This window comes from Bacillus sp. A1 (assembly GCF_042296235.1).
GTDB lineage: Bacteria > Bacillota > Bacilli > Bacillales > Bacillaceae > Bacillus > Bacillus velezensis.
Map to the genome: position 1 here is coordinate 405,586 of NZ_CP141181.1, position 24,649 is coordinate 430,234.

A 24,649-nucleotide genomic window follows, 5' to 3' on the forward strand; every position below is an offset into this window, starting at 1 on the left:
AAACCGGCGGTCCCGTCTGGCCGCCGTCTGTTTTAACTCCACTCGGAAAATTGCGCTCTGCCGAAACAAAGTTTGCGTGTTTTTCGGGATGGAAAGAGACGGAAACGTGATAAAATAACTGGTAAACAGGTCTTGGATGGGGAGGGTGAAGGAATGAAGAGCGGGTTAATTCCTTCTTCAGCAGTCGGGCAGAAAATTAACGAGTGGTATCGATACATCAGAACATTCAGCGTGCCGGATGCGGAGATCTTGAAAGCCGAGATCAAACAAGAGCTTGACCGTATGGAGCCTGATTCGAACTTAGTGCTTTATTATTCCCTCATGGAATTTCGCCATCAGCTGATGCTGGACTACTTGGAGCCGCTGGAAAAACTGAAGATAGAAGACCAGCCGACCCTGTCGGAAATTCTTGATAACATTGATAACAGCCAGGCCGGCCTCAAAGGGCTTCTCGATTATTACGTCAACTTTTTCAAAGGCATGTTTGAATTTGATAAAAGAGAATTTATCTCAGCGATTACATATTATAAACAAGCTGAGAAAAAACTGGCCTTCGTATCGGACCACGTGGAACGGGCGGAGTTTTATTTTAAAGTGGCCGAAGCTTATTATCATATGAAACAAACGTATTTTTCTTTGATACATATAAAAAACGCTTATGAAATTTACGTAGAGCAGGACACATATAACGTCCGGATCATTCAATGCCATTTTGTATTCGGCGTCAATTTAATGGATGAAAGGCGCTTTGAACAGGCGGCCAAACATTTTCAGCACGCTCTGCAAATGGCCGAAAAAGAACAAAAAGCGCAGCTTGTCGGGAGGGCGCTGTATAACCTCGGACTGTGCTACTACAATCAGGACCGCATCGGTGAAGCGATTCCGTACTTTGAACGGGCGGTCGATACATTTGAATCACAAAGAATCGTCAATTCTCTTCCTCAAGCATATTTTCTAATCACACTCATTTACTTTAAACTCGGAAAAAAAGAAAAAGCGTCGGAATATCACAAGCGGGGATATGAATATGCTAAAGAAACAGACGATCCCGTTTACACGGTAAAATTCGAATGGCTGCAGGCTCTGTATCAGGCGAAACCGGATGAGGAAACAATCAGCGCGTGTTTCCGTTACCTGGAAGATAAAAATTTATACGCCGATATAGAGGATTTAGCACTAGAAGCAGCTAAATATTACTATGAACAAAATTGCTTTAAAATTTCTTCTGACTATTTTCTGAAAGTCGAAGAGGCAAGGAAACAAATACAAAGGAGTGAGGGTTTGTATGAAATTGAAATCTAAATGGTTTGTTATTTGTTTAGCAGCCGCCGCGATTTTTACAGTGACAGGTGCAGGCCAGACAAATCAGTCTGAATTCCATGTAGCTGAAAGAGGAATGACGTGAGAAGAAAATAACCTGAACAAAGGAAAAGACTGCCCGAGAATGTTCCCGGCAGTCTTTTTTTTGCGCGGCCGGACTCGGACAGCGGCGGAAAACAAAAGAAAACGCCGCAGGTCAAAACCCGCAGCGTCCTCATATAGACGGAGTGATGCTTAGAAACCGCCAACGAAGGCAGTACCAACAATAATCAACAGGATAAATAAAACAACGATCAAAGCGAAAGAGCTGACTCCTGAATATCCTGACATGAGCTTCACCTCCATATTGTCTATACCATACAATATGTAAAAGAAGCTGCTTTGTAAGGGATATTAGTGGACAAGAGAAAAAAGAGGCGGTGTCCTATGAGAGTAAGACTCCGGCGAAAAATTCGTCATACAGCGCCCGCACCGCGTGTTTTTCCTGTTCTTCTTTCACTCCGAACATCATGCTGACTTCCGAGGACCCTTGATTGATCATCTCGATGTTGACGCCGGCTTCCGACAGTGCTTTGGATGCCCTGGCGGTTGTGCCGACATTATGGCGCATCGCTTCCCCGACGACCATAATCAGCGCCAGATTGTGCCTGACTGTGACTTCATCTGCTTGAAGCTCCTGCTTCAGACGGGTGACGAGCCTGTGTTCCAGTTCTGAGTCCATCTGATTGTGCCGAAGGATGATTGTGATGTCGTCAATGCCGGATGGAACGTGTTCATACGTCAATCCTTCTTCCTCCAAAATGTGAAGGGCTTTGCGGCCGAAACCGATTTCCCGGTTCATTAAATATTTGCTTATGTAAATGCTGCAAAAGCCCGTGTCGCTTGCGATGCCGATGACTGGCCCGTTCGTATTGTCACGGCTGCTGACGACGCGTGTTCCTTTCGCATCCGGATTATTCGTATTCTTAATCTGAACGGGGATGCCGGCCCGAAATGCGGGAATCAGCGCTTCATCATGAAAAACGGAAAATCCGGCATAGGAGAGCTCACGCATTTCCCGATACGTCAGTTCGTTAATTTCTTTCGGATGCCGCACGATTGACGGGTTGACGGAATAGACGGCGTCCACATCAGTAAAGTTTTCGTACAGGTCAGCTTTTAAGCCGTTGGCGAGAATGGAGCCGGTAATATCAGAACCGCTCCGGGAAAACGTCACAATCTCATGCTCCTTCGTGTAACCGAAAAATCCCGGAAAAATGATCAAGCCTTCACGGTTTCTCAGACGGTACAAATGATCATAAGACTCAGGGAGCACCTGCGCGCTTCCGGGTTCATTCGTCACAAACAGCCCCGCTTCTTTCGGACTTACATATTCCGCTTTAACGCCCTGGCGCCGGAAGTAGGCTGCGATCAGCTTCGCGTTGTTGTCCTCGCCGCTCGCCTTCACCGCATCCATATATTGTTCGGGATTGGTTTTACAGCTGTTTAAGAGAGCGAATAGGTCACTGCGGATTCTTTCTATAATAGAGAAATCCAGGTTCAGCTCCCGCGCGATGGCTGCGTACCGTTCAATGACCGTTTCGGCAAGCTCGGGTGCTGCACCTTTTTGCAAATAATGCTCCGCACAGCGGATTAACAGATCCGTCACCTTTGTATCGTTCGAGAAGCGTTTTCCCGGTGCCGATACGACGACGGCTTTCCGCGCGGGATCAGCCGTCACGATTTGAAACACTTTCTCAAGCTGGGCTCCTGACGCAAGAGAGCTGCCTCCGAATTTTACAACTTTCATGATTTACATCCCCTAATATTTAAATTTTCTCACAAATTTAATTTTTATTATCTCTCTTTCAAACATGTAAATCAAGGATTTTTTCTACGTGGGGAGAACATTTGTATTTTCATGGAGGAATTTTGCCGCTGTTTGTCAGATTTGTTTCCCTTAAGCGTGTCATCATGTGCAAAAAATGATAAGCAGCCAAATGAAGGTTATAGAAAATCCTGCAAATTCTTGATAGACTGATTGTAAGACAATTTAGTGTACGGCCCGCGGATGACCGCTTTTGAAAGCAAAACTGTATTGACTGCGCTTGGAAAGATGATAAGATTATAATTGTCGTTGATAATGATAATCATTACGAGTGGGATATATGGGAGTTGTTTGGCAATCAGTCATACCGTTTGTGATGGGTGCAGGGAGGCAGCATGAAGCTACGTTACTTACTTTTGCTACTGGCGGTTTTGGCGTGTACTTCTATATTTATCGGTGTAGAAGATTTGTCGCCGCTGGATATTTTTCATTTAAATAAAGAACAGGCAGGTACATTATTTGACAGCCGGCTGCCGCGTTTGGTGAGCATTATCATCGCCGGCATGAGCCTGAGCATCTGCGGATTAATCATGCAGCAGATCAGCCGGAATAAATTTGTATCGCCGACGACTGCGGGAACGATGGACTGGGCAAGGCTCGGAATTTTGATTTCATTAATGCTTTTTACGTCAGCGAGTCCGCTTGTGAAAATGTCTATCGCTTTCGTTTTCGCGTTGGCGGGAAATTTCCTTTTCATGAAAATCCTCGAGAGAATCAAGTTCAATGATGCGATTTTTATTCCTCTCGTCGGTTTAATGCTTGGGAACATCGTCAGCTCAATCGCCACGTTTATCGCATATAAATACGATCTGATCCAAAACCTGTCATCTTGGCTGCAGGGAGATTTTTCACTGGTCGTCAAAGGCCGGTATGAGCTTTTATATCTGAGTATCCCGCTGGTGATCATCGCTTATGTGTATGCGGATAAATTTACGGTGGCGGGAATGGGAGAGAGCTTTTCCGTCAATCTCGGCCTGAAATACAAACGCGTCGTTAATATCGGTCTGATTATCGTGTCGCTCATCGCTTCACTGGTGATCCTGACCGTCGGGATGCTGCCGTTTCTCGGTTTGATCATTCCCAATATGGTGTCGATTTACAAAGGGGACAACCTGAGGAGCAGCTTGCCTCACACCGCTCTGCTGGGCGCTGTTTTTGTGCTGTTTTGCGACATTTTGGGAAGGGTGATCATCTTCCCGTACGAAATTTCCATCGGCCTGATGGTCGGTGTTATCGGCAGCGGCATCTTCCTGTATATGCTGTTAAGGAGAAAAGCATATGAGTCATAATAAAAAAATTACGCTGCTGGCGGCGCTCGCCATGATATGTATCGGATTCTTCCTGTTCTACGGACTGGGCAATTGGGAATACTCCCTGCCGAGACGATGCTTCAAAGTGCTTGCCATGATGCTTACCGGAGGAGCGATCGCGTTTTCAACGGTCATCTTCCAGACGATTACAAATAACCGCATACTGACACCGGGCATTTTAGGCCTCGATTCCCTGTATATGCTCATTCAGACCGTCATCGTGTTCCTGTTCGGTTCAATGAATATCGTCATGATGAACAAAAATCTTAATTTCGTCATCTCCGTCGGGCTGATGGTGCTCTTGTCACTCGTTTTGTATCAGCTCATGTTTAAAGGCGAGGGGCGGAACGTGTTTTTCCTTCTGCTTGTCGGCGTCGTGTTCGGCACGCTGTTCAACAGTCTGTCATCCTTTATGCAGATGCTGATTGATCCGAATGAGTTCCAGGTTGTTCAGGACAAAATGTTTGCCAGCTTTAACAATATCAACACCGATCTTTTATGGTTTGCCGGTGCTGTCTTTCTTCTGACGGGCATTTATGTCTGGCGGTTCACGCGGTTTTTTGACGTGCTGTCGCTCGGCAGGGAGCACGCCGTCAACCTGGGGATTGACTACGATAAGCTTGTGAAACAGATGCTCATTGTCGTCGCCATTCTTGTGTCTGTCTCTACGGCTCTTGTGGGGCCGATTATGTTTTTAGGACTGCTTGTCGTCAATCTGGCGAGAGAGTTTTTAAAAACCTACAGGCACACGTATTTAATCGCGGGTTCTGTCCTGATCAGCATCGTCGCGCTCGTCGGAGGCCAGTTCGTCGTGGAGAAAGTGTTCACGTTTTCCACGACGCTGAGCGTCATCATTAATTTTGCCGGCGGGATTTATTTTATCTATCTGCTGTTAAAGGAGAATAAATCATGGTAGAGGTCAAAAATGTAAGCAAACAATACGGAGGGAAAGTCGTCCTTGAGAAAACGTCTCTATCCATTCAAAAGGGCAGGCTCACCTCATTTATCGGTCCGAACGGCGCGGGAAAAAGCACGCTGCTGTCTATCATGAGCCGGCTGATTAAGACGGATTCCGGGGAAATCACGGTCGACGGGCAAGAGATCGGGGCCTGTAAAAGCAACGATCTGGCGAAAAAAATCAGCATCTTGAAGCAGACGAACCAAATCAATATCAGACTGACAATTAAAGACCTGGTCAGCTTCGGCAGATTTCCGTATTCCCAAGGGAAACTGACGGATGAAGATTGGGTGCATATCAACCAGGCCCTCAGTTATATGAAGCTGGATGATTTAAAGGATAAATACCTCGATCAGCTCAGCGGAGGCCAGTGCCAGAGGGCATTTATCGCGATGATCATCGCTCAGGATACCGACTATATTTTTCTCGATGAGCCGCTGAACAATTTAGATATGAAGCATTCCGTTGAAATGATGAAGCTGTTGAAGCGGCTTGTGGAAGACTTCGGAAAAACGGTCGTCGTAGTGATTCACGATATCAACTTCGCATCCGTATATTCAGACCATATCGTCGCACTGAAAAACGGCCGGATCGTCAAAGAAGGGCCGGCGGAGGAGATCATTGAAACCTCCGTGCTTGAAGATATTTATGATATGACCATCCCGATTCAAGAGATTGACAGTCAGCGGATCGGTGTGTACTTTTCTTAAAAACCAGATGAGGTGAAAACCATGAAAAAAATCGCATTGCTATTCATTGCGCTAGTTACGATTTTTGTTGTTTCTGCATGCGGAAACGGGGACAAAACATCAGGCAAATCAAAAGAAACAATCACAATCAAAGATGACCTGAACAAAGAAGGAGTCAAAGTGCCGAAGAATCCGAAAAAAGTCGTCGTATTCAACTTCGGAATGCTGGACACGATGGATGAACTCGGTTTACAGGATCACGTGGCGGGACTTCCGAAACAAAACCTTCCAAAATACTTATCTTCATATAAAAGTGATAAATACGCCAATACCGGCGGTTTAAAAGAACCGGATTTTGAAAAAGTCGCGGATATTGATCCGGATTTAATCATTATCGCCCACAGACAATCTGATTCTTATAAAGAGTTCTCAAAAATCGCGCCGACGATTTATCTTGATGATGACTATACAAACTACGTTGACAGATTCAAGCACAACACCGAAGTGATCGGCAAAATCTTTAACAAAGAAAATGAAGTGAAAGATAAGCTAGCGAAAATTGACAAATCTATTGCGGATCTGAAGAAAAAGACAAGCAGCACGGATAAAAACGGGTTAGTGGTGATGGCGAACGACGGCAAAATCAGCGCGTTCGGATCTAAATCAAGATACGGCTTCATTCATGATGTGTTCGGCGTCAAACCGGCTGACAAAAACATTGAAGCCTCACTGCACGGACAAAGCATTTCCTATGAATATATCGCCAAAACAAACCCTGATTACATGTTTGTCGTTGACCGCGGAACAGCGATCGGCACAAAATCTTCAACAAAACAAGTGGTTGAGAATGATTATGTAAAATCGGTGAAAGCCGTGAAAAACAACCATGTTGTCTACCTTGATTCAGCTACATGGTATTTATCAGGAGGCGGCCTGGAATCCATGGCGCAAATGGTGAAAGAAGTAAAAGACGGAATCGAGAAGTAAAAAAAGAACCCGGTCACATACGTGATCGGGTTCTTTTTGGTTTACCGCGTAACGGCCTGCTGCTGCTCGGGCTGACGCGGTTTTTTCTTCAATATAAAAGATAGGAGGAAGCCGGCCAGCGCGATGCAGGCGGCTACGACAAATGCCGCATTCATGCCGTGCAGGGCGGCGTTTGCCGGAGTTGACGCATTTGCGTGCGCGGCCTGGCTGCTCATCACGGAAACTAAAAGCGCCGTACCGATAGAACCGCCGACTTGGCGGACGGTATTGTTCATGGCTGTGCCGTGCGGAATTAAGTGGCGCGGCAGGGCGTTGATTCCCGCTGTCGTTACCGGCATCATAATCATGGCTGTTCCCAAAAGCCGCGCGGTATAAACGACGACAATCCAAATGAGAGACGTCGAGTCCGTGAGATTCATAAACGGCAGGGACGTGAGCAGGATGATGAAGAATCCGGTCATCGCAAGGCCTTTTCCGCCGATTTTGTCAAACACCCGGCCGATAAACGGAGACATCATCCCCATCACAATCGCGCCCGGCAAAAGCATTAATCCGGTATCAAACGCGGATACGCCCCGGACTTTTTGCGTGTAAAGCGGGAGAATGGTTTCCGTTCCGATCAGCAGCGCGAAAACAAGCGTTCCGAGCAGGGTGGTCAGGCTGAAAATCCCGAAAGAAAACACGCGGAATTCCAGCATCGGTTTTTTGAGCTTCATCTGTCTTGCGATAAAGAAAATCAGCGCGGCCGCTCCGACAAGCAGTGAAGTCAGCACTTCAGTACTGGTCCACCCTGATGAACCGGCGCTTGAGAAGCCGTAAAGCAGACCGCCGAATCCGAGGGTCGATAAGATCACAGATAAAATATCAATCTGTGTTTCTCGTAATGTCGTGACGTTTTTCATCAGAATAATCGCTAAAAGCAAATCGATGACTGCGATCGGGAAGATAATATAAAACAAAGACCGCCAAGAGAATGTTTCGACCGCCCAACCGGAAAGCGTCGGGCCGATCGCCGGCGCGAACGAAATAACCAAGCCGACCATACCCATGGCGCGGCCGCGCTTTTCCATCGGGAAAATCGTGAGAAATACCGTCTGCATGAGAGGCAGCATAATTCCGGCGCCGGCCGCCTGAATAATCCGGGCCGTTAAGAGCACCGGAAAGTTCGGGGCGAATGCGCCGACAATGGTGCCCGCCGTGAAAATACTCATGGCGGAAATCAAGAGGGTGCGGCTTGTGAATTTCTCTATTAAAAACGCGGTAATCGGAATCAAAATCCCGTTCGTCAGCATAAACGACGTTGTCAGCCATTGCGCTTTGTTGGCGTCTATATTGAAGTCATTCATAATGTGCGGCAGCGCCGTGATAAGCAGTGTCTGGTTCAAAATGGCGACGAACGCACCCGCCAAAAGAATCCCGACAATGACAGAGCGGTTGTATGGTGCAGTTTTAATACTCTTATTCAAGCTGATTCCTTCTTTCTTTATAGTTTGAGCAATGTTTTAACGGCTGCAAGCGGCTGGTGCAGCGGTCCGGCCTGCTCCAAATAACCGATGAGCGCTTTGATGAGAAAATCCCGCGGCTGTTTGTCCGCTGATTCTTTCTCCAACATAGCCGCCGCGGAAGCGAGTCCTGCGGCGTCATATTTTTCCTCCGGAAGGGCTGAGACGGCTTCTTTCAGTTCCTTCAGGCTTTCAGCCAGTAATACGGTTTTGCCTTTCGGCTCAAATGAGGAAGCGGAGGCGATATAAAGGTCAATCATCTCCTGAGGCAAAGCGGTTTCGGTTGTCCTGTTTTCGACGATGAGATTGAGATGGCGGATGATAAACTCCGTGAGCGGCTCCAGGGCGAGCGGTTCTTTTTCCAGCTTAATCAGCGTGATGCATTCTCTCAGGAGCCCCTGCAGGACGATCACCAGCTCCCATACATAAGGAATAATGTCTTCGCCGTACGTCTGAATCAGTGAATCGCGATGCCAGCAGATAAAGGTGGAGCGGGCCCTGTGAATATGCCGTTTTACCCGCTCATTAATGGAAGAGGGGCTTCCGTACATCAGCATATTAAAAAACTGCTGATTGCGCCTGAAGCCTTCAAGCTCAGCCATCAGTTTTTTGGCAAACCGTTCCTCAGGGGAGAGGCTTGTTTCTTCATTCAATAATGAAGCCGCGGCTACCATCTGTTTCTGGTTAAAGTCGAGCAGCTCCAGGAGCAGGTCTTCCTTTGATTCAAACAGCTTATATAAAGATGCTTTGGAGACTTTGCACTCCTCTGCGATCGCCTGCATCGAAACTGACGAAAAGCTTTTCCCGGAAAAAAGCTTTCTTGCCGCCAGCAGAATATCCGTTTTCTTATCATTCATAAGCCCAGATTCCTTCTTTCGTCACAATAGAAAACCCATCGGTTCACAGAAAACCAATGAGTATATGATGAAAATATTAACAAAAATTTTTACATAGTGTCAACGCTTTTGTTTGAGAAATAGAAAAAACCTGCCGGAGTGTTCCGGCAGGCTGATCCGCTTATTTATCCGTCTTAAATCCTTGTTTTTCAAGCATTTCACGAATGTGAGGATAATAAAGCTGCTTATAGTAGGAGGTGATGCCTTGTGACCAGTTTCTCGTTTCCTGTCCGTCGGTGCGTTTTTTCATGTATTCGGACATCTGCTTGTCATAGGCCTCGATATGTGTTCTTACATCTTCTTCTTGATACGTTTCATGATGCAGAACGGCTGCTTGCGGCAGACGCGGTTTTTTCGCGGAGCGGTCTGCCGGATGGCCGATGACGAGACCGGAAACCGGGAAAACGTATTTCGGAAGTTTCAGCAATTCAATGAGTTCGTCCGGCTTGCCGCGCACGGCGCCGATCGGCACAGTGCCGAGTCCCATTGATTCAGCTGCAGCCGTTGCCGTACCCAGCGCAATCCCGACATCTACGGCTCCCACAAGTACGGACTCTAAACCGTTCGTGATCTCAAGCGGTGTATCATTATATTCTTCAAGCGCAATTTTGGCGCGGTTAAAATCAGCGCAGAATAAAAGGAAAACCGGCGCTTGGTCAATCCACGGCTGGCCGCCCGCCAATTCGGATATTTTTTTCTTCCGTTCCTTATCTTTCACCGCTATAACGGTAAATTGCTGGCCGTTAATGGAAGTCGGCGCTGCTTGAGCGGCTTGGATGATAAGGTCCAGCTGTTCATCCGATACGGGTTCATCTGTGTAGCTGCGGATGGAACGGTGGTCTGTTAATAATTGAAGGACTTCGTTCATGTCATTCATCCTTTCGTTACTCTGACAGTTCTGTGCGGACGACGTCAAGCGGCGCACTCAGCAGTTCTTTTGCTTTTGCCACAAATCCTTGGAAATGGTCAGTTGCGTTGTGGAATTTCATCGCTTCTTCATCTTTCCATTGCTCAAGCATGACGAATGTATTTTCCTCACCGACTTTTTCGAAAAGGTCGTATTGCACATTTCCTTCTTCCGCGCGTGAATGCTGAACAAGTGATTGCGCTTCTCCTAAAAATTCCTCGCGTTTATCCGCTTTTACTTTCATGTAAGCCTGTAAGACGATCATTGTTATTCCTCCTGATTGGGTTAATTTGTTATAGTTCGAATATTATCGAACTAACTGTAACATGTTTCGCTGCGAATGGTAAAGGAAAAACCCTCACCGCCTAAATTGTCACCCGCCGCTTTTATGTGTTACATTTGACTCATGAACATTCCAAACCATCCTGAAACCGAACGCTTACAGCTGACAAAGGTTCTTCATGCTCTGAGTGATCCGCTCCGCTTAGAGCTGGTCAAACAATTGGCGGAAACAACAGAAAAAACGTGCGGAACCTGCGCTGATGTCCGGGTCGCTAAATCAACGCTGTCCCATCACTTCAAAGTGCTGCGGGAAGCGGGGATCGCCCAAGTGCGCATAGACGGGAAGCACCGTTATTATTCCCTGCGCAAAGATGATTTACAAGCGGCGTTTCCCGGCCTGCTGGAGGCGATTTTGCAGACAGAGCCGGACCGCTGGTAAATAAGTCCCCGAATTCCGGGGGTTTTTTTATGCGCCGAAAACTGCCAGGTAAAGTCTGTAGACGCCTTCTTGAATATCGCTCTCCTTCAGGCGGGCGAATCCCAGAATGAGCTGCGGCTTATTTGAATCGCTTCCCGTTTTCAGACGGAACCGGCTCATCGCAAACAGATCGAGCTGTTCTGCATCCGCCCGTGCCAATATCTCTTTTTCTGAACGGGCGCAGTCAAACTCAGTGACAAAATGAAGCCCCGCATTGGCGCCCTTTACACTGATTCTATCTCCGAATGTTTCTTCCAAAGCCGAAATGAGGCGTTCCCGCATGTTCTTATAATGCTGCTTCATCTTTTTAATATGTTTCTGATATTCACCTGATTCGATAAATTCTTTCAGCGCGAGCTGGGCAAGCGTGCTGCACGTATGCAGGTCATACGTTCTCTCTTTGAACGTCCGCAAAAGCCCGGGCGGCAGAACCATATAGCTGATGCGCAGACCTGGGAAAAGGGATTTTGAAAAGGTCCCCATGTAGATGACATTTTGAAACCGGTCAAGGCTTTGAAGCGCCGGTATCGTATCGGCGTCATATTTAAATTCACTGTCATAATCATCTTCAATGATGAAGCGGCCGTTCTGTTCGGCGGCCCAGTTTAAAAGCTGAATCCGCCGGGAAGCGGGCATGATCACGCCTGAGGGGAATTGATGGGAAGGCGTAGTGATCAATACAGAGGGCCGGCGTTTTTCGATTTCGTCCATGGACATGCCTTTTTCATCAAGGCTGATCGTTGCAACCTTTTTCCCGAGGTTTTGCAGCAGCCGGTACATCCTCATATATCCCGGGTTCTCCATGGCGTAGGGCGCGTCTTCGGGCAGCAGTTCCGTCAGCAGCTGCACCAGCAATTGCGTGCCCGCCCCGAGCACGATTTGTTCCGGGCGGCATGTAACGCCCCTTGTCAGGGAAATAAGCCGCGAAATTGTTTCACGGACTTCATATAAACCTTGCGGGTGGACGAGTTCTCCGAGTGTATGAAATGAACGGGCGGCTGCTTTATGCTCACAGCGAAACCAGCTTTTCAGAGGGAAATGCGCCGTATCCACGCTCATATGAGAAAACGAAATCCAGCCGCTCTTATCCGTCTCCCGCTCTTTCAAATCATCAGGCAATAGAAGCGAAGGCGCTTCTTCATGATAAACCGTATCAATTTCCTCCACGAAAAAGCCTTTTCTTTCGACTGCATATAAATAACCTTCCGAAAGCAGCTGCTGATAAGCTGAATTCACTGAATTCACGCTGACCTTCAGCGTCTCGGCAAGCTCCCGTTTAGACGGCACCTTTGTATGAGGCATCAGGCTGCGCTTCAAAACGGCCGCTTTTATGTGCTGATAGATCTGCTGATAGATATAATCCGCCGTTTCCGAATGATCAATGGAAATCGTCAGCATCCAGACCCTGCCCCTTTCTGATACCATGGATAAATTGATTTTGGTACTTTTCATCATACCAAAAAGAAGTCAGAATGATAAGAAAACAATGCAGGGGGATGGAATCTATGAGTCGAACAGCATCAACGGAAGTGACAACTGCCCAGTGGCAGCAAAAACGGGATCAATTCGTTTCCAAGGGGGTCGGCAACGGAAACCGCGGCATGGCCGTAAAAGGGGAAGGGGCGCTTTTGTACGATTTGGACGGCAGACGATTCATTGATTTTGCCGGAGCGATCGGAACGCTGAATGTCGGCCATTCCCATCCGAAAGTGGTGGAGGCCGTGAAGAAACAGGCGGAGGATCTGATTCACCCGGGATTTAACGTCATGATGTATCCGTCTTATATTGAGCTGGCCGAAAAACTTTGCGCCCTTGCGCCGGGAGATCATGCGAAAAAAGCGATTTTTCTCAATTCGGGAGCGGAAGCGGTGGAAAACGCCGTGAAAATCGCCAGAAAATATACGAAGCGCCAGGCTGTCGTGTCATTTACAAGAGGGTTCCACGGCCGCACGAACATGACGATGAGCATGACGAGCAAGGTGAAGCCTTATAAATTCGGTTTCGGCCCATTTGCCTCAGAGGTGTATCAGGCGCCGTTTCCTTACTATTATCAAAAGCCGGCCGGCATGAGCGACGAGCAGTATGACGACTTTATCATCAGCGCTTTTGAGGATTTCTTTATCTCCGCAGTTGCACCGGAAACCGTCGCCTGTGTCGTAATGGAGCCGGTTCAGGGAGAAGGCGGCTTCATCATTCCGTCAAAACGTTTCGTGCAGCACGTCGCCGCTTTTTGTAAAAAACACAGCATCGTTTTTGTAGCGGATGAGATCCAGACCGGTTTTGCCAGAACGGGAACGTATTTTGCGATTGAGCATTTCGGAGCCGTTCCTGATTTGATCACCGTATCCAAATCACTTGCGGCCGGATTGCCGCTGAGCGGCGTCATCGGCCGGGCGGAAATGCTTGATGCCGCCGCGCCGGGTGAACTCGGGGGCACATATGCGGGAAGCCCGCTCGGCTGTGCGGCTGCGCTCGCGGTCTTGGATATTATTGAAGAAGAAGGGCTGAATCAGCGTTCCGAGGAGATCGGCCGGATCATCGAGCATCAAGCGCTCGAGTGGAAAAAAGAGCATGCCTGTATCGGAGAAGTGCGCAGACTCGGTGCGATGGCGGCCATCGAAATTATCAAAGATCCGGACACGCGGGAACCGGACAAAGCAAAAGCCGCGGCGATCGCTAAAACGGCGAACGAGAACGGACTGCTGCTGCTGACGGCCGGCATTAACGGCAACATTATTAGATTCCTGACGCCGCTTGTCGTGACGGATGAGCAGCTCAAAGAAGGCCTTTCCATTATCGAAGCAGCTCTGTGAGTTCAATTATTGGAATGCCGGCGGATGTGTCTGCTATCATGAAAGTGTGAGATACATCAACAAGCATTCAATGGCTTTACTATAGCAGAGAAAGGAATGTTCAATATGCCAGAACAATTAACAGTGTACAACCCGGCAACGGGAGAGGCGATCGAAAGCATCCCCCAGCAGACGGCCGATGATGTTGAAAAAGCGATTGAACGTTCACATCAAGCGTTTCAATCATGGTCCAAAACATCAGCGGGAGAACGAGCCTCACTTTTGAGAAAATGGTATGAGCTGATTGTTGAAAATAAAGAAGAACTTGCGGAATTAATTACGAAAGAAAACGGCAAACCGTACGAAGAAGCGGTCGGAGAAGTTTTATACGGCGCCGGCTATATTGAATGGTTCGCCGAAGAAGCAAAACGGATTTACGGCAGAACCGTACCTGCGCCGACAACGGGCAAACGGATTGTCGTCACCCGTCAGGCGGTCGGCCCGGTAGCCGCGATCACGCCGTGGAATTTCCCGAATGCGATGATTACAAGAAAAGCCGCGCCCGCTTTGGCGGCAGGCTGTACGTTCATCATCAAACCGGCGGAGGATACGCCGCTTTCCGCTTACGCCCTTGCGCGTCTCGCATATGAAGCGGGAATTCCGAAGGACGTGCTGCAAGTGGTGATCGGTGACGGAGCTGAAATCGGAAACGTCTTCACCAGCAGCCCGAAAATCCGCAAAATTACCTTTACCGGCTCAACGCCTGTCGGCAAAATCCTGATGAAAAACAGCGCCGACACCGTAAAACATATGTCAATGGAGCTTGGCGGACATGCGCCGCTGATTGTGGATGAAGCCGCTGATCTTGATCTGGCGGTAGCCCAAACAATGGCCTCTAAATTCAGAAACGCCGGCCAAACCTGCGTCTGTGCGAACCGGCTGATCGTACACGAATCCGTAAAAGACGAGTTTGCGAAAAAACTGAGTGAAGAAGCTGCGAAACTCAAAGTCGGAAACGGTCTTGAAAAAGGCGTAAACGTCGGCCCTGTCATCAACAAAAAAGGCTTCGATAAAATCGTCGGCCAAATTAATGACGCCGTGGAAAAAGGCGCAAAAGTGCTGACGGGCGGAACGTATGACCAAAACGATGAAAAAGGATGCTATTTCGTGACGCCGACCGTGCTGTCAAACGTAGATACATCCATGAACATCATGCATGAAGAAACATTCGGCCCGGTTGCGCCGATCGTTACGTTCTCAGATATTGATGAAGCGATCAAGCTTGCGAACGATACGCCGTTCGGGCTTGCGGCTTATTTCTTCACAGAAAACTACCGCCGCGGCATCTATATTTCTGAACAGCTTGAATACGGCATCATCGGCTGGAATGACGGCGGTCCGTCCGCGGTTCAAGCGCCGTTCGGAGGAATGAAAGAAAGCGGCATCGGCCGTGAAGGCGGTACGGAAGGCATTGAACCGTACCTGGAAACCAAATACATGTCTATCGGACTTTAATGAGCCGAAAAGAAAGCCCCGCTTCTAAGCGGGGCTGTTTTTATTGAGCAGTCTGCCGGTGAATATCGCCGGCAGGCTTTTTTGATCTTGCGGGAATAATCGGTTCGATTCCAGACAAAATAACAGCAAATACGATTGAAAGAAGGTCGCCATCATGGATATATTACTGGCTCTTCTCCCGGCTTTATTTTGGGGGAGCATCGTGTTATTTAACGTCAAATTAGGCGGCGGGCCTTACAGCCAGACGCTGGGAACGACAATCGGGGCGCTCATCGTTTCGTTTGTGCTGTATCTGTTTGTCCACCCGGTGCTGTCTGGGCGCATTTTTATTGTCGGCATCATCTCGGGACTGTTTTGGTCGCTCGGCCAAAGCAATCAGCTTAAAAGCATACAGCTGATGGGCGTTTCAAAAACGATGCCGATATCAACGGGAATGCAGCTCGTCTCGACTTCTTTGTTCGGTGTGATCGTATTCAAAGAATGGTCAACCCCGATCGCGATTACGCTGGGTATTCTCGCCCTTATTTTTATCATCATCGGGATTGTGCTCACATCTTTAGAAGATAAAAAGGGGCGGGCGGACGGAGAACCGGGAAACTTTAAAAAAGGCATTGTCATCCTGCTGATCTCCACGCTCGGTTATTTGGTCTATGTCGTTGTGGCCCGGCTGTTCGGCGTATCCGGATGGTCAGCGCTTCTGCCGCAGGCGATCGGGATGGTCATCGGGGGACTGCTCCTGACGTACAAGCATAAACCGTTTAATAAGTACGCCCTCAAGAACATTCTGCCGGGAATCATCTGGGCGCTCGGGAATATGTTTCTGTTCATCTCACAGCCGCGCGTCGGAGTTGCGACAAGTTTTTCCCTCTCTCAAATGGGGATCGTCATCAGCACGCTCGGCGGAATCTTCATTCTCCGTGAGAGCAAAACGAAGCGTCAGCTCGTCGCCATTGCCATCGGGATTATCCTGATCATTGTGGCCGCGGTATTCTTAGGCGTTGCGAAATCAAATTCATAACATATGCAGGAGGTTTGAACATGTACACGGATTTAAAAGGAAAAGTCGTTGCCATTACGGGAGCTTCATCAGGATTAGGAAAAGCGATGGCGATCCGCTTCGGACAGGAGCAGGCGAAAGTCGTGGTTAACTACTATAGTAATGAAAAAGACGCCCAAACCGTTAAAGAAGAGATTCAAAAAGCGGGAGGCGAAGCGGTCATCATTCAAGGAGACGTCACAAAAGAAGAAGATGTCAAAAACATCGTGCAGACCGCAGTGAAGGAATTTGGCACATTGGATGTCATGATCAATAACGCCGGCATGGAAAATCCGGTTCAGTCGCATGAAATGCCGCTCAAAGACTGGAACAAAGTCATCAATACCAATCTGACCGGCGCTTTCTTAGGAAGCCGCGAAGCCATTAAATATTACGTAGAGAATGATATTCAAGGAAACGTCATTAACATGTCAAGCGTACATGAAATGATTCCATGGCCGCTGTTTGTTCACTACGCGGCAAGTAAAGGCGGCATCAAATTGATGACGGAAACGCTGGCGCTTGAGTACGCGCCGAAGCGCATCCGTGTTAACAATATCGGACCGGGCGCCATCAATACGCCGATCAACGCGGAAAAATTTGCGGATCCCGTTCAGAGAAAAGATGTGGAAAGCATGATTCCGATGGGATATATCGGTGAGCCGGAAGAAATCGCGGCTGTCGCCGTCTGGCTTGCTTCAAAGGAATCAAGCTACGTAACCGGCATTACGCTGTTTGCTGACGGCGGAATGACAAAATATCCGTCATTCCAGGCAGGACGCGGATAAGAAAAAAAGCGATCGCAGGCTCTTTAGAGCCGGATCGCTTTTTGCTTACGCGCGTTTTTTCTTTACAAGCGCCGCGATGGAAAGGATAATCGCCGCAGCTGACAGAACGATGGCCGCAATATCAAGCGCTGATACGCCGGATTTGCTTTCTTCGTTTGACTGTTCAGCTCCGTGCGCATCCGTCACGCTGGCCGATTTCGTGATTTTCGTAATTGAGTGAGGCGTGTCGGCTTTCTCATCACCCGTCCATTCTACAATGCTGCCGTCTTTGTAATATTGGTAAGCGTCCCAAGCGGCATCTCCGCTCTTTTCAGGATTTTTCGCAACGAACGTGAACTGCTGGAATTGGCCGGGCTGAATGCCGCCGTCCTTTGCTTCCCAAGTGACGGAGACCGCTTTGTCATCATGTTTGGATACGGATGTTTTCCAGCCCGGAATCGGCTGATACTGCTGAAATTCAACGCCTGCGGGCATTTTCAGCACGACTTTCGTTGTCGGCTCATTCTTTTCCACAGGCACTTTCATCGTGTACGTTTCCCAAGAACCGGCCGCGGATTCCGCGGGTTTGACTGAGACGTGGGCGCTTGCTGTCGCCGTAAAACCGACGAGTGACAGGGTCACGGCGGATATGAATAATAAAGCCTTTTTTTTCAACATGAGATACACTCCTTAGTTTGTCGTTGAGAATATTTGGTTGATTTCATTAAAATCGTTTGTCAGCCCGTGGACTTTGATCTTCCAGTTTCCCTTTTCGGTGATGGATAGGTTGGCGGCTTCAAATGTGCCTTCCTTCGTCTTCTTCAAATCAAAGGTGCTTTCATGCTGTTTGCCGCTGAAGCCCGTCTGGTAAACAGTGACCGTAAATTGCTGAATGTCTTTTACCAAGCTGCCGTTGTGATCGTTGACAATGACTTGAAATTCATTTTTACCCGGCTGGTTCGGCGTAATGTGCAAGGACAGGGTTTCCCCGTTTCCGATCGTTTCTGAGCCGTTAAAAGGCAATGGCGCAGGCGGCGGCGGGCTGGGCAGGCTTGTGAAGACGGCGGTTGTGAATAATACCGCGATGCCTAGTGCCCATTCGGCCTTTATCGTTGCGCTGATGCTCCTTTTTCTGCTGAACTTCGTCATCCATACGTGAACGGCGCCGAGCGCAAGCATGATGACAAACAGTCCGATTTTCAAAAGGAGCGTCTTACCGTAAGCGGTGTGAAAGAGTGAATCAAACGTGCGGATAATGAAAAATCCGTTCAGTACACCTGAAAATAACAGCACGCCGACAGAGGCGAACGCCCAAGGAGAAAACCGTCTGACCGTTTCCCAAGCGATGGTTTTATCGGGTTTTCTCCACTCTGATGAAAGAAGCAGCACAAGCGCGGCGATACCGCCCATCCATACAGACGCGGCCGATAAATGGAGAAAGTCCATTGCGATGCCGACCGCTTTTTCGTCGATAACCGCCGCGTGCCCGGCGAATGCTTTTGCCAAAAGCGAAGCGAAGAAGAACAACAGCGGCGCCGTCCAGTACGCAAATGACCGGAATGCTTTCTTCTTCAACAGCGGGATCATGGACAGGGCGAGCAGGATAAATAAGCTGATCTGGATCATCCAGACGTACCCGCCTGCCGTTTTCAGAAGCGTTTCTTTTACATAGTCCGGCTGAAACGCGGCGCTCCAAGCGCCGCCCGCGTTTTCTTTCGTCTGGATCGGGAGCTGGCAGATAAGCGCGAGCCCCGTTAAACACAAAGAAATCACGAGCAGCTTTACAGTTCGTTTTGCTTTTGATGAATCTTTATTATTTCTGTACCAAAACAGATGGAAAAAAGCCGTGCCGATAAACAGGGAGAGAGCGGTGTACAAAATACCGCGGTCGATGGCCGCTTCGGGATGAAGCGCCGCTTGCGATGATGTCTGCTCCTGAAGTTCTCCGCCGGCTTTTCCGATACTGAAAGGGATGACGCCGGATACCGGATGTCCGTCGGCCGATACCGCGTTCCATTCCGCTCTGTAAATATCATGCGGCAGGTTTTTTTTCAATGCCGCGGTCATGATGCGGGCATCATTTTTTTGAATCACCGTTTTGCCCGCGTCAACCCGTTCGCCGGATGAATTATAGACCTTAATGGAGTGGAAGCCTTCTTCAATCTGTTCATTAAACTCAATTTCAATCTGCTTCGGCGCTTGTTTTAATTCGCTGTTCTCACCCGGATTTGAGTTTGTGATGTAGGCGTGGGCGAAGCTTGTTTTCGGAATCAAAACAAGGAACAGCAAAAAGATGAGCCAGCGTTTGTTCTGTCTCATGGATGATGACACCGCCTTCCGGTTGGTTGTTGTTATGTCTTGCTGCAGGTGCATCCCTTCTGCCTGTCGTGTAAGATGATGTCCGCCGCCTCGTCAAAGGTGCAAATGACCCCGCCGAATCCTTTTTGAAACCGTTCTGCGTAATCAAGCGTTGAGAAGGGAATCGCCTGAGGCCGGCAGCAGTGAAGGTCAATATCGGCATGGACTAAAAAGTATGCGGAAGCGGCCGTCAGCGTCGTCTGAAGAAGAAAATCTTTACAAATGACGTGGGACACTTCTTCCTTTTTATCCTCATACCGCAAAATCGCGCAATGAATGCAGCACATCTGCTCAACGGCTTGTGAAACGGTAATAAGCTGAACAGAATACGAATGCTGAATCGGCCGCAGGCAATAGCCGCATTGATTGGCGCTTCGTTCTGAAGCGGGCGGGAGCGTAATGCCGCCGGGTGTCCGGATAATCCGGTTTGCATCCGCCAGCTGATTGACGTCTCTGTACACGGTCATCTCGGAGACGCCGAATCTCTCGCTTATGTCAGAGATTTTCAGCGCGCCCTCTTCTTTCAGCCATTCAAGCAAGGTTTGCTGTCTGTGAATCGGAAGCAATTCTGCATCCTCCTTTTTATGCGAATGAGTGATGAACCTCCCTCTAAGAGTAGATGTTTTCACAAATGCACACAAGAGCCTGATGATAAAATATGTGAAAAAATGTTGAACAATCACAAATGTAAAAGACGTAGTCAGACTCTGTTATAATAGAAGAGTTGAATGGAGGAATAAACATGAAAGAAACGACCTGCCCGAACTGCGGCAAGCCGATTACAGGCGACATGGTCAGATCATCCATGATCCCGTGCCAGTTTCAGTGCGGGCATTGCCATGTGAAATTGCGTGAATATAAAGTATCCGCTCCGATTATGGCTGCGGCCATTGCGATCACGGTGCTTTTGATTTATCTTGTGCAGATGGCCAGAACCGCCGTCATGCCGATGTTTCCGGCAGCGCGGTATGTGCCGGCCGCCATTTTCGCGCTCGTATGTGCGTATCCGGTGTTTATTGTCAGTGAGCGGCTCATTGCCAAACTCGTTGTCACAAAAGGACACATTATATACAGAAAGCGGTAAGACACCTTTGATGAGGTGTCTTTTTTTTGTTAAGGATTTGTCACAGTCTCTGTGCCAAACTCCTCTTTACTTTTCATTGAATGGGGATTGTAAGCGTTTTATGATGAAGGCACAGGGGAGAGAGAAACCCCGTGTCTTATTTATTTTCATCTGAAGGCAAGCAAACAGGGAGGGAATGAACATGCAGCAAGCTGGCATGAAAGTGAAGATACAGCGGTTCGGCAGTTATTTAAGCGGTATGATCATGCCGAATATCGGCGCATTTATCGCATGGGGAATTATCACCGCGCTGTTTATTCCAGCGGGATGGTTTCCGAATCCGCAGCTGAATACATTGGTAAGCCCGATGATTACGTATCTACTGCCGCTTTTAATCGCATATACGGGCGGAAAAATGATTTACGATCACCGCGGGGGAGTCGTCGGAGCGACGGCGGCCATCGGAGTCATTGTCGGAGCGGACATTCCGATGTTCTTAGGGGCAATGATTATGGGGCCTTTGGGCGGTTATCTCATTAAACAATTAGACCGTGTGTTTAAAGATAAAGTCAGACAGGGTTTTGAAATGCTGATCAACAACTTCACGGCGGGAATTATCGGCGCGGTGCTGACGATTATCGCGTTTTATGCGATCGGCCCGGTCGTCCTGTCTCTTAACAAATTGCTGGCGGCGGGTGTGGAAGTCATTGTCCACGCGAATTTGCTGCCGATTGCAAGCGTTTTCGTAGAACCGGCGAAAGTCCTGTTCCTGAATAACGCGATCAACCACGGCATTTTAAGTCCGATCGGAATCGAGCAGGCCGCCAAAGCGGGTAAATCCATTCTGTTCTTAGTGGAAGCGAACCCCGGGCCGGGACTCGGTATTTTACTGGCATATATGTTCTTTGGGAAAGGCTCTTCAAGATCGACGGCTCCGGGAGCGGCGATCATTCATTTCTTCGGGGGGATTCATGAAATCTATTTCCCTTACATTTTAATGAAACCGATGCTGATCCTCGCGGCGATCGCCGGGGGAGCGAGCGGACTGCTTACATTCTCGATCTTTAACGCGGGTCTTGTCGCCGCATCATCTCCGGGAAGCATCATCGCCATTTTGGCGCTGACGCCGAAAGGAAGCTATCTCGGCGTGCTGGCGGGCGTCATCGTTGCCGCGGCCGTATCGTTTATCGTTTCGGCGCTTATTCTGAAATCGTCTAAAGCGGGTGAAGAAGATTTGACAGCCGCGGCGGAAAAAATGCAGGAAATGAAAGGCAGGAAAAGCGAAGCGGCGGCCGCGTTGGCAGACAAAGAGGAAGAGCCGGAAAACAGCGCCGCTGATATTTCCGCCGACCAAGTCAGCCGCATTATCTTCGCGTGCGACGCAGGTATGGGATCGAGCGCAATGGGCGCCTCCATTTTAAGAAACAAAGTGAAAAAAGCAGACCTGGATATTGATGTGACAAATACGTCGATCAATAATCTGCCGAATGACGCGGATATCGTCATTACGCATAAGGACCTGACTGACCGCGCGAAAGCGAAGCTGCCGCAGGCGGTGCACATTTCGGTTGATAATTTCTTGAACAGTCCGAAATACGATGAACTGATTGAAAAGCTTAAAAACTAATCAAACAGAAAGAGGGATCTTCATCATGGAAGTATTGGCTAAAGCGAACATCAAACTGAACCAGACGGTGAACTCAAAAGAGGATGCCATCCGCCTCGCGGGACAGACATTGATTGATAACGGCTACGTGAAGAACGGCTATGTGGAAAAAATGTTCGAACGTGAAGAAACATCATCCACGTTTATGGGGAATTTCATCGCGATCCCGCACGGCACGGAAGATGCAAAGGATGAGGTGCTTCATTCAGGCATTTCCGTCATCCAGATTCCGGACGGTGTTGAATACGGTGAAGGCAATACGGCAAAGGTCGTTTTCGGTATCGCCGGAAAAAACAATGAACACTTAGACATCCTGTCAAACATCGCCATCATCTGCTCAGAGGAAGAAAACATCGAACGGCTGATCAGTGCAAAGACGGAAGAAGAACTGGCCGCTATTTTCAGCGAGGTGAACTGACATGATTGCCCTTCATTTCGGAGCGGGAAACATCGGGCGGGGCTTTATCGGCGCCCTGCTCCATCATTCCGGCTATGACGTAGTTTTCGCTGATGTGAATGAAACGATGGTCAGCCTTCTCAATGAAAAGAAGGAATATACCGTGGAGCTTGCCGACGGCGGCCGGCAGACCGAAATCATCGGCCCCGTTTCAGCCATCAACAGCGCGGTGCAAGAACAAGAGCTGTACGGGCTGATCAATGAAGCAGCGATCATTACGACGGCGGTGGGCCCGAACGTTCTCAGACTCATCGCCCCGTCCATCGCGGAAGGGCTGAAGCGCAGAACGTCCTCTGAGCCTCTCAATATCATTGCCTGTGAAAATATGATCGGCGGCAGCAGTTTTCTGAAAAAAGAAGTTTTCGGACATTTGACGGAAGCGGAGCGGGAACTCGTGAACCGGACGGTCGGCTTCCCGGATTCTGCGGTGGATCGGATCGTGCCGATTCAGCACCATGAAGATCCGCTGAAAGTATCCGTAGAACCGTTTTTTGAATGGGTCATAGACAGAACCGGCTTTGCCGGCGGCCAGCCGGTACTGGAAGGTGCGTTGTTTACGGATGATCTTACGCCTTTCATCGAGAGAAAGCTGTTTACCGTCAATACCGGCCATGCCGTTACGGCGTACGTCGGCTATCAGCGCGGATTAAAAACCGTCAAAGAGGCCATCGGCCATCCGGAAATCCGGCGTGTCGTGTACGATGCACTTTCAGAAACGGGCGAGTACTTGGTGAAAGCGTACGGCTTTAAGCAAGCCGAACACGAGCAGTACATGAAGAAAATCATCGGCCGCTTTGAAAATGAATACATCACGGATGATGTGACAAGAGTCGCCAGATCACCGCTTAGAAAACTCGGAGCGAATGACAGATTAGTAGGGCCGGCCAAAAAAATAAAAGAACCGAACGCGCTGGCAGAAGGCATCGCCGCCGCCCTGCGCTTTGACTATCAGGATGATCCGGAAGCGGTTGAGCTGCAAAAGCTTATCGCGGAAAAAGGCACGAGCGGCGTTCTTCAAGACATTTGCGGTATTCAGCCGCATGAGCCGCTGCACGGCATCGTGCTCAAAAAGCTCAATCAATAAAAATGAACCCGCGTCGGGGGACGCGGGTTTTTTCTTACGTTATAATGAGAGGGAAGGGAGGCTGCGTGATGAATCAGAAGCTATTGCCCCATCGTTTTCCGTTTCTTTTGATTGACGGCACGACGAACAGTGAAGCCGGAAAATGGGCGGCTGCTTACAAAAACATCAGTGAAAATGACTGGTTTATAACTGAATCCCAAAGAGAGATGCCATTTTCGCTCGTCGTTGAAGCAATGGCCCAAACGGCGGCTTGCGCGGGAATTACCGGCGGTGACGGCCTCGGTCTTTTATCCGCGGTGAAGAAAGCGGAAAGGTTAGGTGCCGCTTTGCCGGGAGACCGTCTGGATCTTTTTTTTGAGGTCACGCGAATCAGACGCGGTTTTGTGTTCGGCCGGGCGAAAGCGTCCGTTGCCGGGAAGCCTGTGGCGGAAGCTGGGCTTGGCATATTTATCCAGCCATCGTAAAAAAAGCCGCCTTCAGCGGCGGCTTTCGGACAAGTCTGTTATTTTGTATCATAATCTCTTTCACTCTGTGAATTGTCCCTTTGGTCATGTTTGTGTTTTTCGTCATTGGCGTTTTCTTTCAGCTCTTCCAGCGGAATCGGATCGGTTAAATCATGATGTTCAGGATTTTCATTCGGTTTGTTCTTTTGTTTTCTTTCTTTCATCCTCCATCACCTCAATATTTCTTTTCCTCAACGTTCTCCCCGCCAAAC

Annotated in this window: 27 protein-coding genes; 16 read left to right on the forward strand and 11 right to left on the reverse strand. The window is 48.7% G+C overall.

Features of this window, described 5'->3' with window-relative positions:
• Nucleotides 1–153 precede the first annotated feature (153 nt).
• Nucleotides 154–1,302 carry a Rap family tetratricopeptide repeat protein gene (locus U2H13_RS02060; protein ID WP_014304340.1) on the forward strand — a complete coding sequence of 383 codons (1,149 nt, stop codon included), beginning with the start codon at nucleotides 154–156 and terminating at the stop codon, nucleotides 1,300–1,302.
• Nucleotides 1,286–1,405: a PhrC/PhrF family phosphatase-inhibitory pheromone gene (locus tag U2H13_RS02065; protein WP_103527149.1), complete on the forward strand. Its 120-nt coding sequence runs from the start codon at nucleotides 1,286–1,288 to the stop codon at nucleotides 1,403–1,405. Before U2H13_RS02060 ends, U2H13_RS02065 begins: the two co-directional genes overlap by 17 nt.
• A 149-nt stretch (nucleotides 1,406–1,554) precedes the next feature.
• Here the strand turns inward: U2H13_RS02065 and U2H13_RS02070 are convergent, their stop codons facing one another.
• Nucleotides 1,555–1,665 (reverse strand): YjcZ family sporulation protein, encoded by a 111-nt coding sequence (locus U2H13_RS02070; protein WP_369878517.1) that lies wholly within the window; start codon nucleotides 1,663–1,665, stop codon nucleotides 1,555–1,557.
• 79 nt (nucleotides 1,666–1,744) lie between these two features.
• Nucleotides 1,745–3,109 carry an aspartate kinase gene (locus U2H13_RS02075; RefSeq protein ID WP_014416903.1) on the reverse strand — a complete coding sequence of 455 codons (1,365 nt, stop codon included), beginning with the start codon at nucleotides 3,107–3,109 and terminating at the stop codon, nucleotides 1,745–1,747.
• Nucleotides 3,110–3,522: 413 nt separating this feature from the next.
• Here U2H13_RS02075 and U2H13_RS02080 point away from each other — a divergent pair, with 413 nt between their 5' ends.
• Genes U2H13_RS02080 through U2H13_RS02095 form a run of 4 tightly spaced genes read left to right on the forward strand, consistent with a single transcriptional unit; the run spans nucleotide 3,523 to nucleotide 7,131 of the window.
• Nucleotides 3,523–4,476 (forward strand): ABC transporter permease, encoded by a 954-nt coding sequence (locus U2H13_RS02080; protein WP_015239156.1) that lies wholly within the window; start codon nucleotides 3,523–3,525, stop codon nucleotides 4,474–4,476.
• Nucleotides 4,466–5,413: an iron chelate uptake ABC transporter family permease subunit gene (locus U2H13_RS02085; RefSeq protein WP_014416905.1), complete on the forward strand. Its 948-nt coding sequence runs from the start codon at nucleotides 4,466–4,468 to the stop codon at nucleotides 5,411–5,413. Before U2H13_RS02080 ends, U2H13_RS02085 begins: the two co-directional genes overlap by 11 nt.
• Nucleotides 5,407–6,165, forward strand: coding sequence for an ABC transporter ATP-binding protein (locus U2H13_RS02090; RefSeq protein ID WP_022552588.1), 759 nt, complete (start codon nucleotides 5,407–5,409; stop codon nucleotides 6,163–6,165). The genes U2H13_RS02085 and U2H13_RS02090 overlap by 7 nt, the downstream gene beginning before the upstream one ends.
• Nucleotides 6,166–6,186: 21 nt before the next feature.
• Nucleotides 6,187–7,131 (forward strand): siderophore ABC transporter substrate-binding protein, encoded by a 945-nt coding sequence (locus U2H13_RS02095; protein WP_021495116.1) that lies wholly within the window; start codon nucleotides 6,187–6,189, stop codon nucleotides 7,129–7,131.
• Nucleotides 7,132–7,172: 41 nt separating this feature from the next.
• Here U2H13_RS02095 and U2H13_RS02100 read toward each other — a convergent pair whose 3' ends face one another.
• The 4 genes from U2H13_RS02100 to U2H13_RS02115 form a co-directional block, all read right to left on the reverse strand.
• Complete coding sequence (locus tag U2H13_RS02100; protein WP_121984532.1) at nucleotides 7,173–8,597, reverse strand: MDR family MFS transporter; 1,425 nt, start codon at nucleotides 8,595–8,597, stop codon at nucleotides 7,173–7,175.
• A 17-nt stretch (nucleotides 8,598–8,614) separates the two neighbouring features.
• Complete coding sequence (locus U2H13_RS02105) at nucleotides 8,615–9,490, reverse strand: TetR/AcrR family transcriptional regulator (protein WP_014416907.1); 876 nt, start codon at nucleotides 9,488–9,490, stop codon at nucleotides 8,615–8,617.
• Between the two features lie 160 nt (nucleotides 9,491–9,650).
• The gene (gene nfsA, locus U2H13_RS02110; protein ID WP_014416908.1) at nucleotides 9,651–10,397 is read right to left on the reverse strand and encodes an oxygen-insensitive NADPH nitroreductase; all 747 of its coding nucleotides are present in this window, start codon (nucleotides 10,395–10,397) and stop codon (nucleotides 9,651–9,653) included.
• A 16-nt stretch (nucleotides 10,398–10,413) separates the two neighbouring features.
• A complete protein-coding gene (locus U2H13_RS02115) occupies nucleotides 10,414–10,701 on the reverse strand; it encodes a putative quinol monooxygenase (RefSeq protein WP_014416909.1) in 288 nt (95 codons plus the stop codon).
• Between the two features lie 141 nt (nucleotides 10,702–10,842).
• Here U2H13_RS02115 and U2H13_RS02120 point away from each other — a divergent pair, with 141 nt between their 5' ends.
• On the forward strand, nucleotides 10,843–11,157 hold the full coding sequence (locus tag U2H13_RS02120; protein ID WP_012116810.1) for a helix-turn-helix transcriptional regulator: 315 nt from the start codon (nucleotides 10,843–10,845) through the stop codon (nucleotides 11,155–11,157).
• Between the two features lie 27 nt (nucleotides 11,158–11,184).
• Here U2H13_RS02120 and U2H13_RS02125 read toward each other — a convergent pair whose 3' ends face one another.
• Nucleotides 11,185–12,594: a PLP-dependent aminotransferase family protein gene (locus tag U2H13_RS02125; protein WP_014416910.1), complete on the reverse strand. Its 1,410-nt coding sequence runs from the start codon at nucleotides 12,592–12,594 to the stop codon at nucleotides 11,185–11,187.
• A gap of 107 nt (nucleotides 12,595–12,701) precedes the next feature.
• Between U2H13_RS02125 and gabT the strand changes: the two genes are divergently transcribed.
• The 4 genes from gabT (at nucleotide 12,702) to gdh (ending at nucleotide 17,327) form a co-directional block, all read left to right on the forward strand.
• On the forward strand, nucleotides 12,702–14,009 hold the full coding sequence (gabT, locus tag U2H13_RS02130; RefSeq protein WP_014416911.1) for a 4-aminobutyrate--2-oxoglutarate transaminase: 1,308 nt from the start codon (nucleotides 12,702–12,704) through the stop codon (nucleotides 14,007–14,009).
• A 105-nt stretch (nucleotides 14,010–14,114) separates the two neighbouring features.
• On the forward strand, nucleotides 14,115–15,503 hold the full coding sequence (gene gabD / locus U2H13_RS02135) for a succinate-semialdehyde dehydrogenase (RefSeq protein ID WP_100261603.1): 1,389 nt from the start codon (nucleotides 14,115–14,117) through the stop codon (nucleotides 15,501–15,503).
• Between the two features lie 154 nt (nucleotides 15,504–15,657).
• Nucleotides 15,658–16,521 (forward strand): RhaT/GlcU family sugar-proton symporter, encoded by an 864-nt coding sequence (locus U2H13_RS02140; RefSeq protein WP_060563085.1) that lies wholly within the window; start codon nucleotides 15,658–15,660, stop codon nucleotides 16,519–16,521.
• 20 nt (nucleotides 16,522–16,541) lie between these two features.
• On the forward strand, nucleotides 16,542–17,327 hold the full coding sequence (gene gdh, locus U2H13_RS02145; protein WP_015416819.1) for a glucose 1-dehydrogenase: 786 nt from the start codon (nucleotides 16,542–16,544) through the stop codon (nucleotides 17,325–17,327).
• Between the two features lie 45 nt (nucleotides 17,328–17,372).
• On the opposite strand, the gene U2H13_RS02150 is transcribed toward gdh, so the two are convergent.
• The 3 genes from U2H13_RS02150 to U2H13_RS02160 are packed head-to-tail and all read right to left on the reverse strand — an operon-like array spanning nucleotide 17,373 to nucleotide 20,230.
• Nucleotides 17,373–17,984 carry a YcnI family protein gene (locus U2H13_RS02150; protein ID WP_007410287.1) on the reverse strand — a complete coding sequence of 204 codons (612 nt, stop codon included), beginning with the start codon at nucleotides 17,982–17,984 and terminating at the stop codon, nucleotides 17,373–17,375.
• A gap of 12 nt (nucleotides 17,985–17,996) precedes the next feature.
• Complete coding sequence (locus U2H13_RS02155; protein WP_103527250.1) at nucleotides 17,997–19,625, reverse strand: copper resistance CopC/CopD family protein; 1,629 nt, start codon at nucleotides 19,623–19,625, stop codon at nucleotides 17,997–17,999.
• Between the two features lie 32 nt (nucleotides 19,626–19,657).
• A complete protein-coding gene (locus tag U2H13_RS02160; RefSeq protein ID WP_007609432.1) occupies nucleotides 19,658–20,230 on the reverse strand; it encodes a DeoR family transcriptional regulator in 573 nt (190 codons plus the stop codon).
• A gap of 176 nt (nucleotides 20,231–20,406) precedes the next feature.
• On the opposite strand from U2H13_RS02160, the gene U2H13_RS02165 reads away from it, so the two are divergent.
• From U2H13_RS02165 to U2H13_RS02185, 5 genes are all read left to right on the forward strand, one after another.
• Complete coding sequence (locus U2H13_RS02165) at nucleotides 20,407–20,748, forward strand: hypothetical protein (RefSeq protein WP_003156306.1); 342 nt, start codon at nucleotides 20,407–20,409, stop codon at nucleotides 20,746–20,748.
• A 175-nt stretch (nucleotides 20,749–20,923) separates the two neighbouring features.
• Nucleotides 20,924–22,354, forward strand: coding sequence for a PTS mannitol transporter subunit IICB (locus tag U2H13_RS02170; RefSeq protein ID WP_222885071.1), 1,431 nt, complete (start codon nucleotides 20,924–20,926; stop codon nucleotides 22,352–22,354).
• Between the two features lie 25 nt (nucleotides 22,355–22,379).
• The gene (locus U2H13_RS02175) at nucleotides 22,380–22,811 is read left to right on the forward strand and encodes a PTS sugar transporter subunit IIA (protein ID WP_012116817.1); all 432 of its coding nucleotides are present in this window, start codon (nucleotides 22,380–22,382) and stop codon (nucleotides 22,809–22,811) included.
• Nucleotide 22,812: 1 nt separating this feature from the next.
• The gene (locus U2H13_RS02180; RefSeq protein ID WP_160216727.1) at nucleotides 22,813–23,934 is read left to right on the forward strand and encodes a mannitol-1-phosphate 5-dehydrogenase; all 1,122 of its coding nucleotides are present in this window, start codon (nucleotides 22,813–22,815) and stop codon (nucleotides 23,932–23,934) included.
• Nucleotides 23,935–24,002: 68 nt separating this feature from the next.
• Nucleotides 24,003–24,398, forward strand: a complete 396-nt coding sequence (locus U2H13_RS02185) for a 3-hydroxyacyl-ACP dehydratase FabZ family protein (protein WP_022552599.1) — start codon at nucleotides 24,003–24,005, stop codon at nucleotides 24,396–24,398.
• Nucleotides 24,399–24,436: 38 nt separating this feature from the next.
• On the opposite strand, the gene U2H13_RS02190 is transcribed toward U2H13_RS02185, so the two are convergent.
• Complete coding sequence (locus U2H13_RS02190; protein WP_003156294.1) at nucleotides 24,437–24,601, reverse strand: hypothetical protein; 165 nt, start codon at nucleotides 24,599–24,601, stop codon at nucleotides 24,437–24,439.
• Nucleotides 24,602–24,649 lie beyond the last annotated feature (48 nt).

What these genes read in the sequence shown, in the direction of transcription:
- U2H13_RS02185 (WP_022552599.1), top strand. Translation starts at nt 24,003, where the DNA reads ATGAATCAGAAGCTATTGCCCCATCGTTTTCCGTTTCTTTTGATTGAC.
- U2H13_RS02140 (WP_060563085.1), top strand. Translation starts at nt 15,658, where the DNA reads ATGGATATATTACTGGCTCTTCTCCCGGCTTTATTTTGGGGGAGCATC.
- U2H13_RS02080 (WP_015239156.1), top strand. Translation starts at nt 3,523, where the DNA reads ATGAAGCTACGTTACTTACTTTTGCTACTGGCGGTTTTGGCGTGTACT.
- U2H13_RS02095 (WP_021495116.1), top strand. Translation starts at nt 6,187, where the DNA reads ATGAAAAAAATCGCATTGCTATTCATTGCGCTAGTTACGATTTTTGTT.
- U2H13_RS02065 (WP_103527149.1), top strand. Translation starts at nt 1,286, where the DNA reads ATGAAATTGAAATCTAAATGGTTTGTTATTTGTTTAGCAGCCGCCGCG.
- gdh (WP_015416819.1), top strand. Translation starts at nt 16,542, where the DNA reads ATGTACACGGATTTAAAAGGAAAAGTCGTTGCCATTACGGGAGCTTCA.
- U2H13_RS02165 (WP_003156306.1), top strand. Translation starts at nt 20,407, where the DNA reads ATGAAAGAAACGACCTGCCCGAACTGCGGCAAGCCGATTACAGGCGAC.
- U2H13_RS02150 (WP_007410287.1), bottom strand. Translation starts at nt 17,984, where the DNA reads ATGTTGAAAAAAAAGGCTTTATTATTCATATCCGCCGTGACCCTGTCA.
- U2H13_RS02155 (WP_103527250.1), bottom strand. Translation starts at nt 19,625, where the DNA reads ATGAGACAGAACAAACGCTGGCTCATCTTTTTGCTGTTCCTTGTTTTG.
- U2H13_RS02060 (WP_014304340.1), top strand. Translation starts at nt 154, where the DNA reads ATGAAGAGCGGGTTAATTCCTTCTTCAGCAGTCGGGCAGAAAATTAAC.
- U2H13_RS02085 (WP_014416905.1), top strand. Translation starts at nt 4,466, where the DNA reads ATGAGTCATAATAAAAAAATTACGCTGCTGGCGGCGCTCGCCATGATA.
- U2H13_RS02125 (WP_014416910.1), bottom strand. Translation starts at nt 12,594, where the DNA reads ATGCTGACGATTTCCATTGATCATTCGGAAACGGCGGATTATATCTAT.
- gabD (WP_100261603.1), top strand. Translation starts at nt 14,115, where the DNA reads ATGCCAGAACAATTAACAGTGTACAACCCGGCAACGGGAGAGGCGATC.
- U2H13_RS02180 (WP_160216727.1), top strand. Translation starts at nt 22,813, where the DNA reads ATGATTGCCCTTCATTTCGGAGCGGGAAACATCGGGCGGGGCTTTATC.
- U2H13_RS02170 (WP_222885071.1), top strand. Translation starts at nt 20,924, where the DNA reads ATGAACATGCAGCAAGCTGGCATGAAAGTGAAGATACAGCGGTTCGGC.
- U2H13_RS02105 (WP_014416907.1), bottom strand. Translation starts at nt 9,490, where the DNA reads ATGAATGATAAGAAAACGGATATTCTGCTGGCGGCAAGAAAGCTTTTT.
- gabT (WP_014416911.1), top strand. Translation starts at nt 12,702, where the DNA reads ATGAGTCGAACAGCATCAACGGAAGTGACAACTGCCCAGTGGCAGCAA.
- nfsA (WP_014416908.1), bottom strand. Translation starts at nt 10,397, where the DNA reads ATGAACGAAGTCCTTCAATTATTAACAGACCACCGTTCCATCCGCAGC.
- U2H13_RS02115 (WP_014416909.1), bottom strand. Translation starts at nt 10,701, where the DNA reads ATGATCGTCTTACAGGCTTACATGAAAGTAAAAGCGGATAAACGCGAG.
- U2H13_RS02075 (WP_014416903.1), bottom strand. Translation starts at nt 3,109, where the DNA reads ATGAAAGTTGTAAAATTCGGAGGCAGCTCTCTTGCGTCAGGAGCCCAG.
- U2H13_RS02090 (WP_022552588.1), top strand. Translation starts at nt 5,407, where the DNA reads ATGGTAGAGGTCAAAAATGTAAGCAAACAATACGGAGGGAAAGTCGTC.
- U2H13_RS02190 (WP_003156294.1), bottom strand. Translation starts at nt 24,601, where the DNA reads ATGAAAGAAAGAAAACAAAAGAACAAACCGAATGAAAATCCTGAACAT.
- U2H13_RS02070 (WP_369878517.1), bottom strand. Translation starts at nt 1,665, where the DNA reads ATGGAGGTGAAGCTCATGTCAGGATATTCAGGAGTCAGCTCTTTCGCT.
- U2H13_RS02120 (WP_012116810.1), top strand. Translation starts at nt 10,843, where the DNA reads ATGAACATTCCAAACCATCCTGAAACCGAACGCTTACAGCTGACAAAG.
- U2H13_RS02175 (WP_012116817.1), top strand. Translation starts at nt 22,380, where the DNA reads ATGGAAGTATTGGCTAAAGCGAACATCAAACTGAACCAGACGGTGAAC.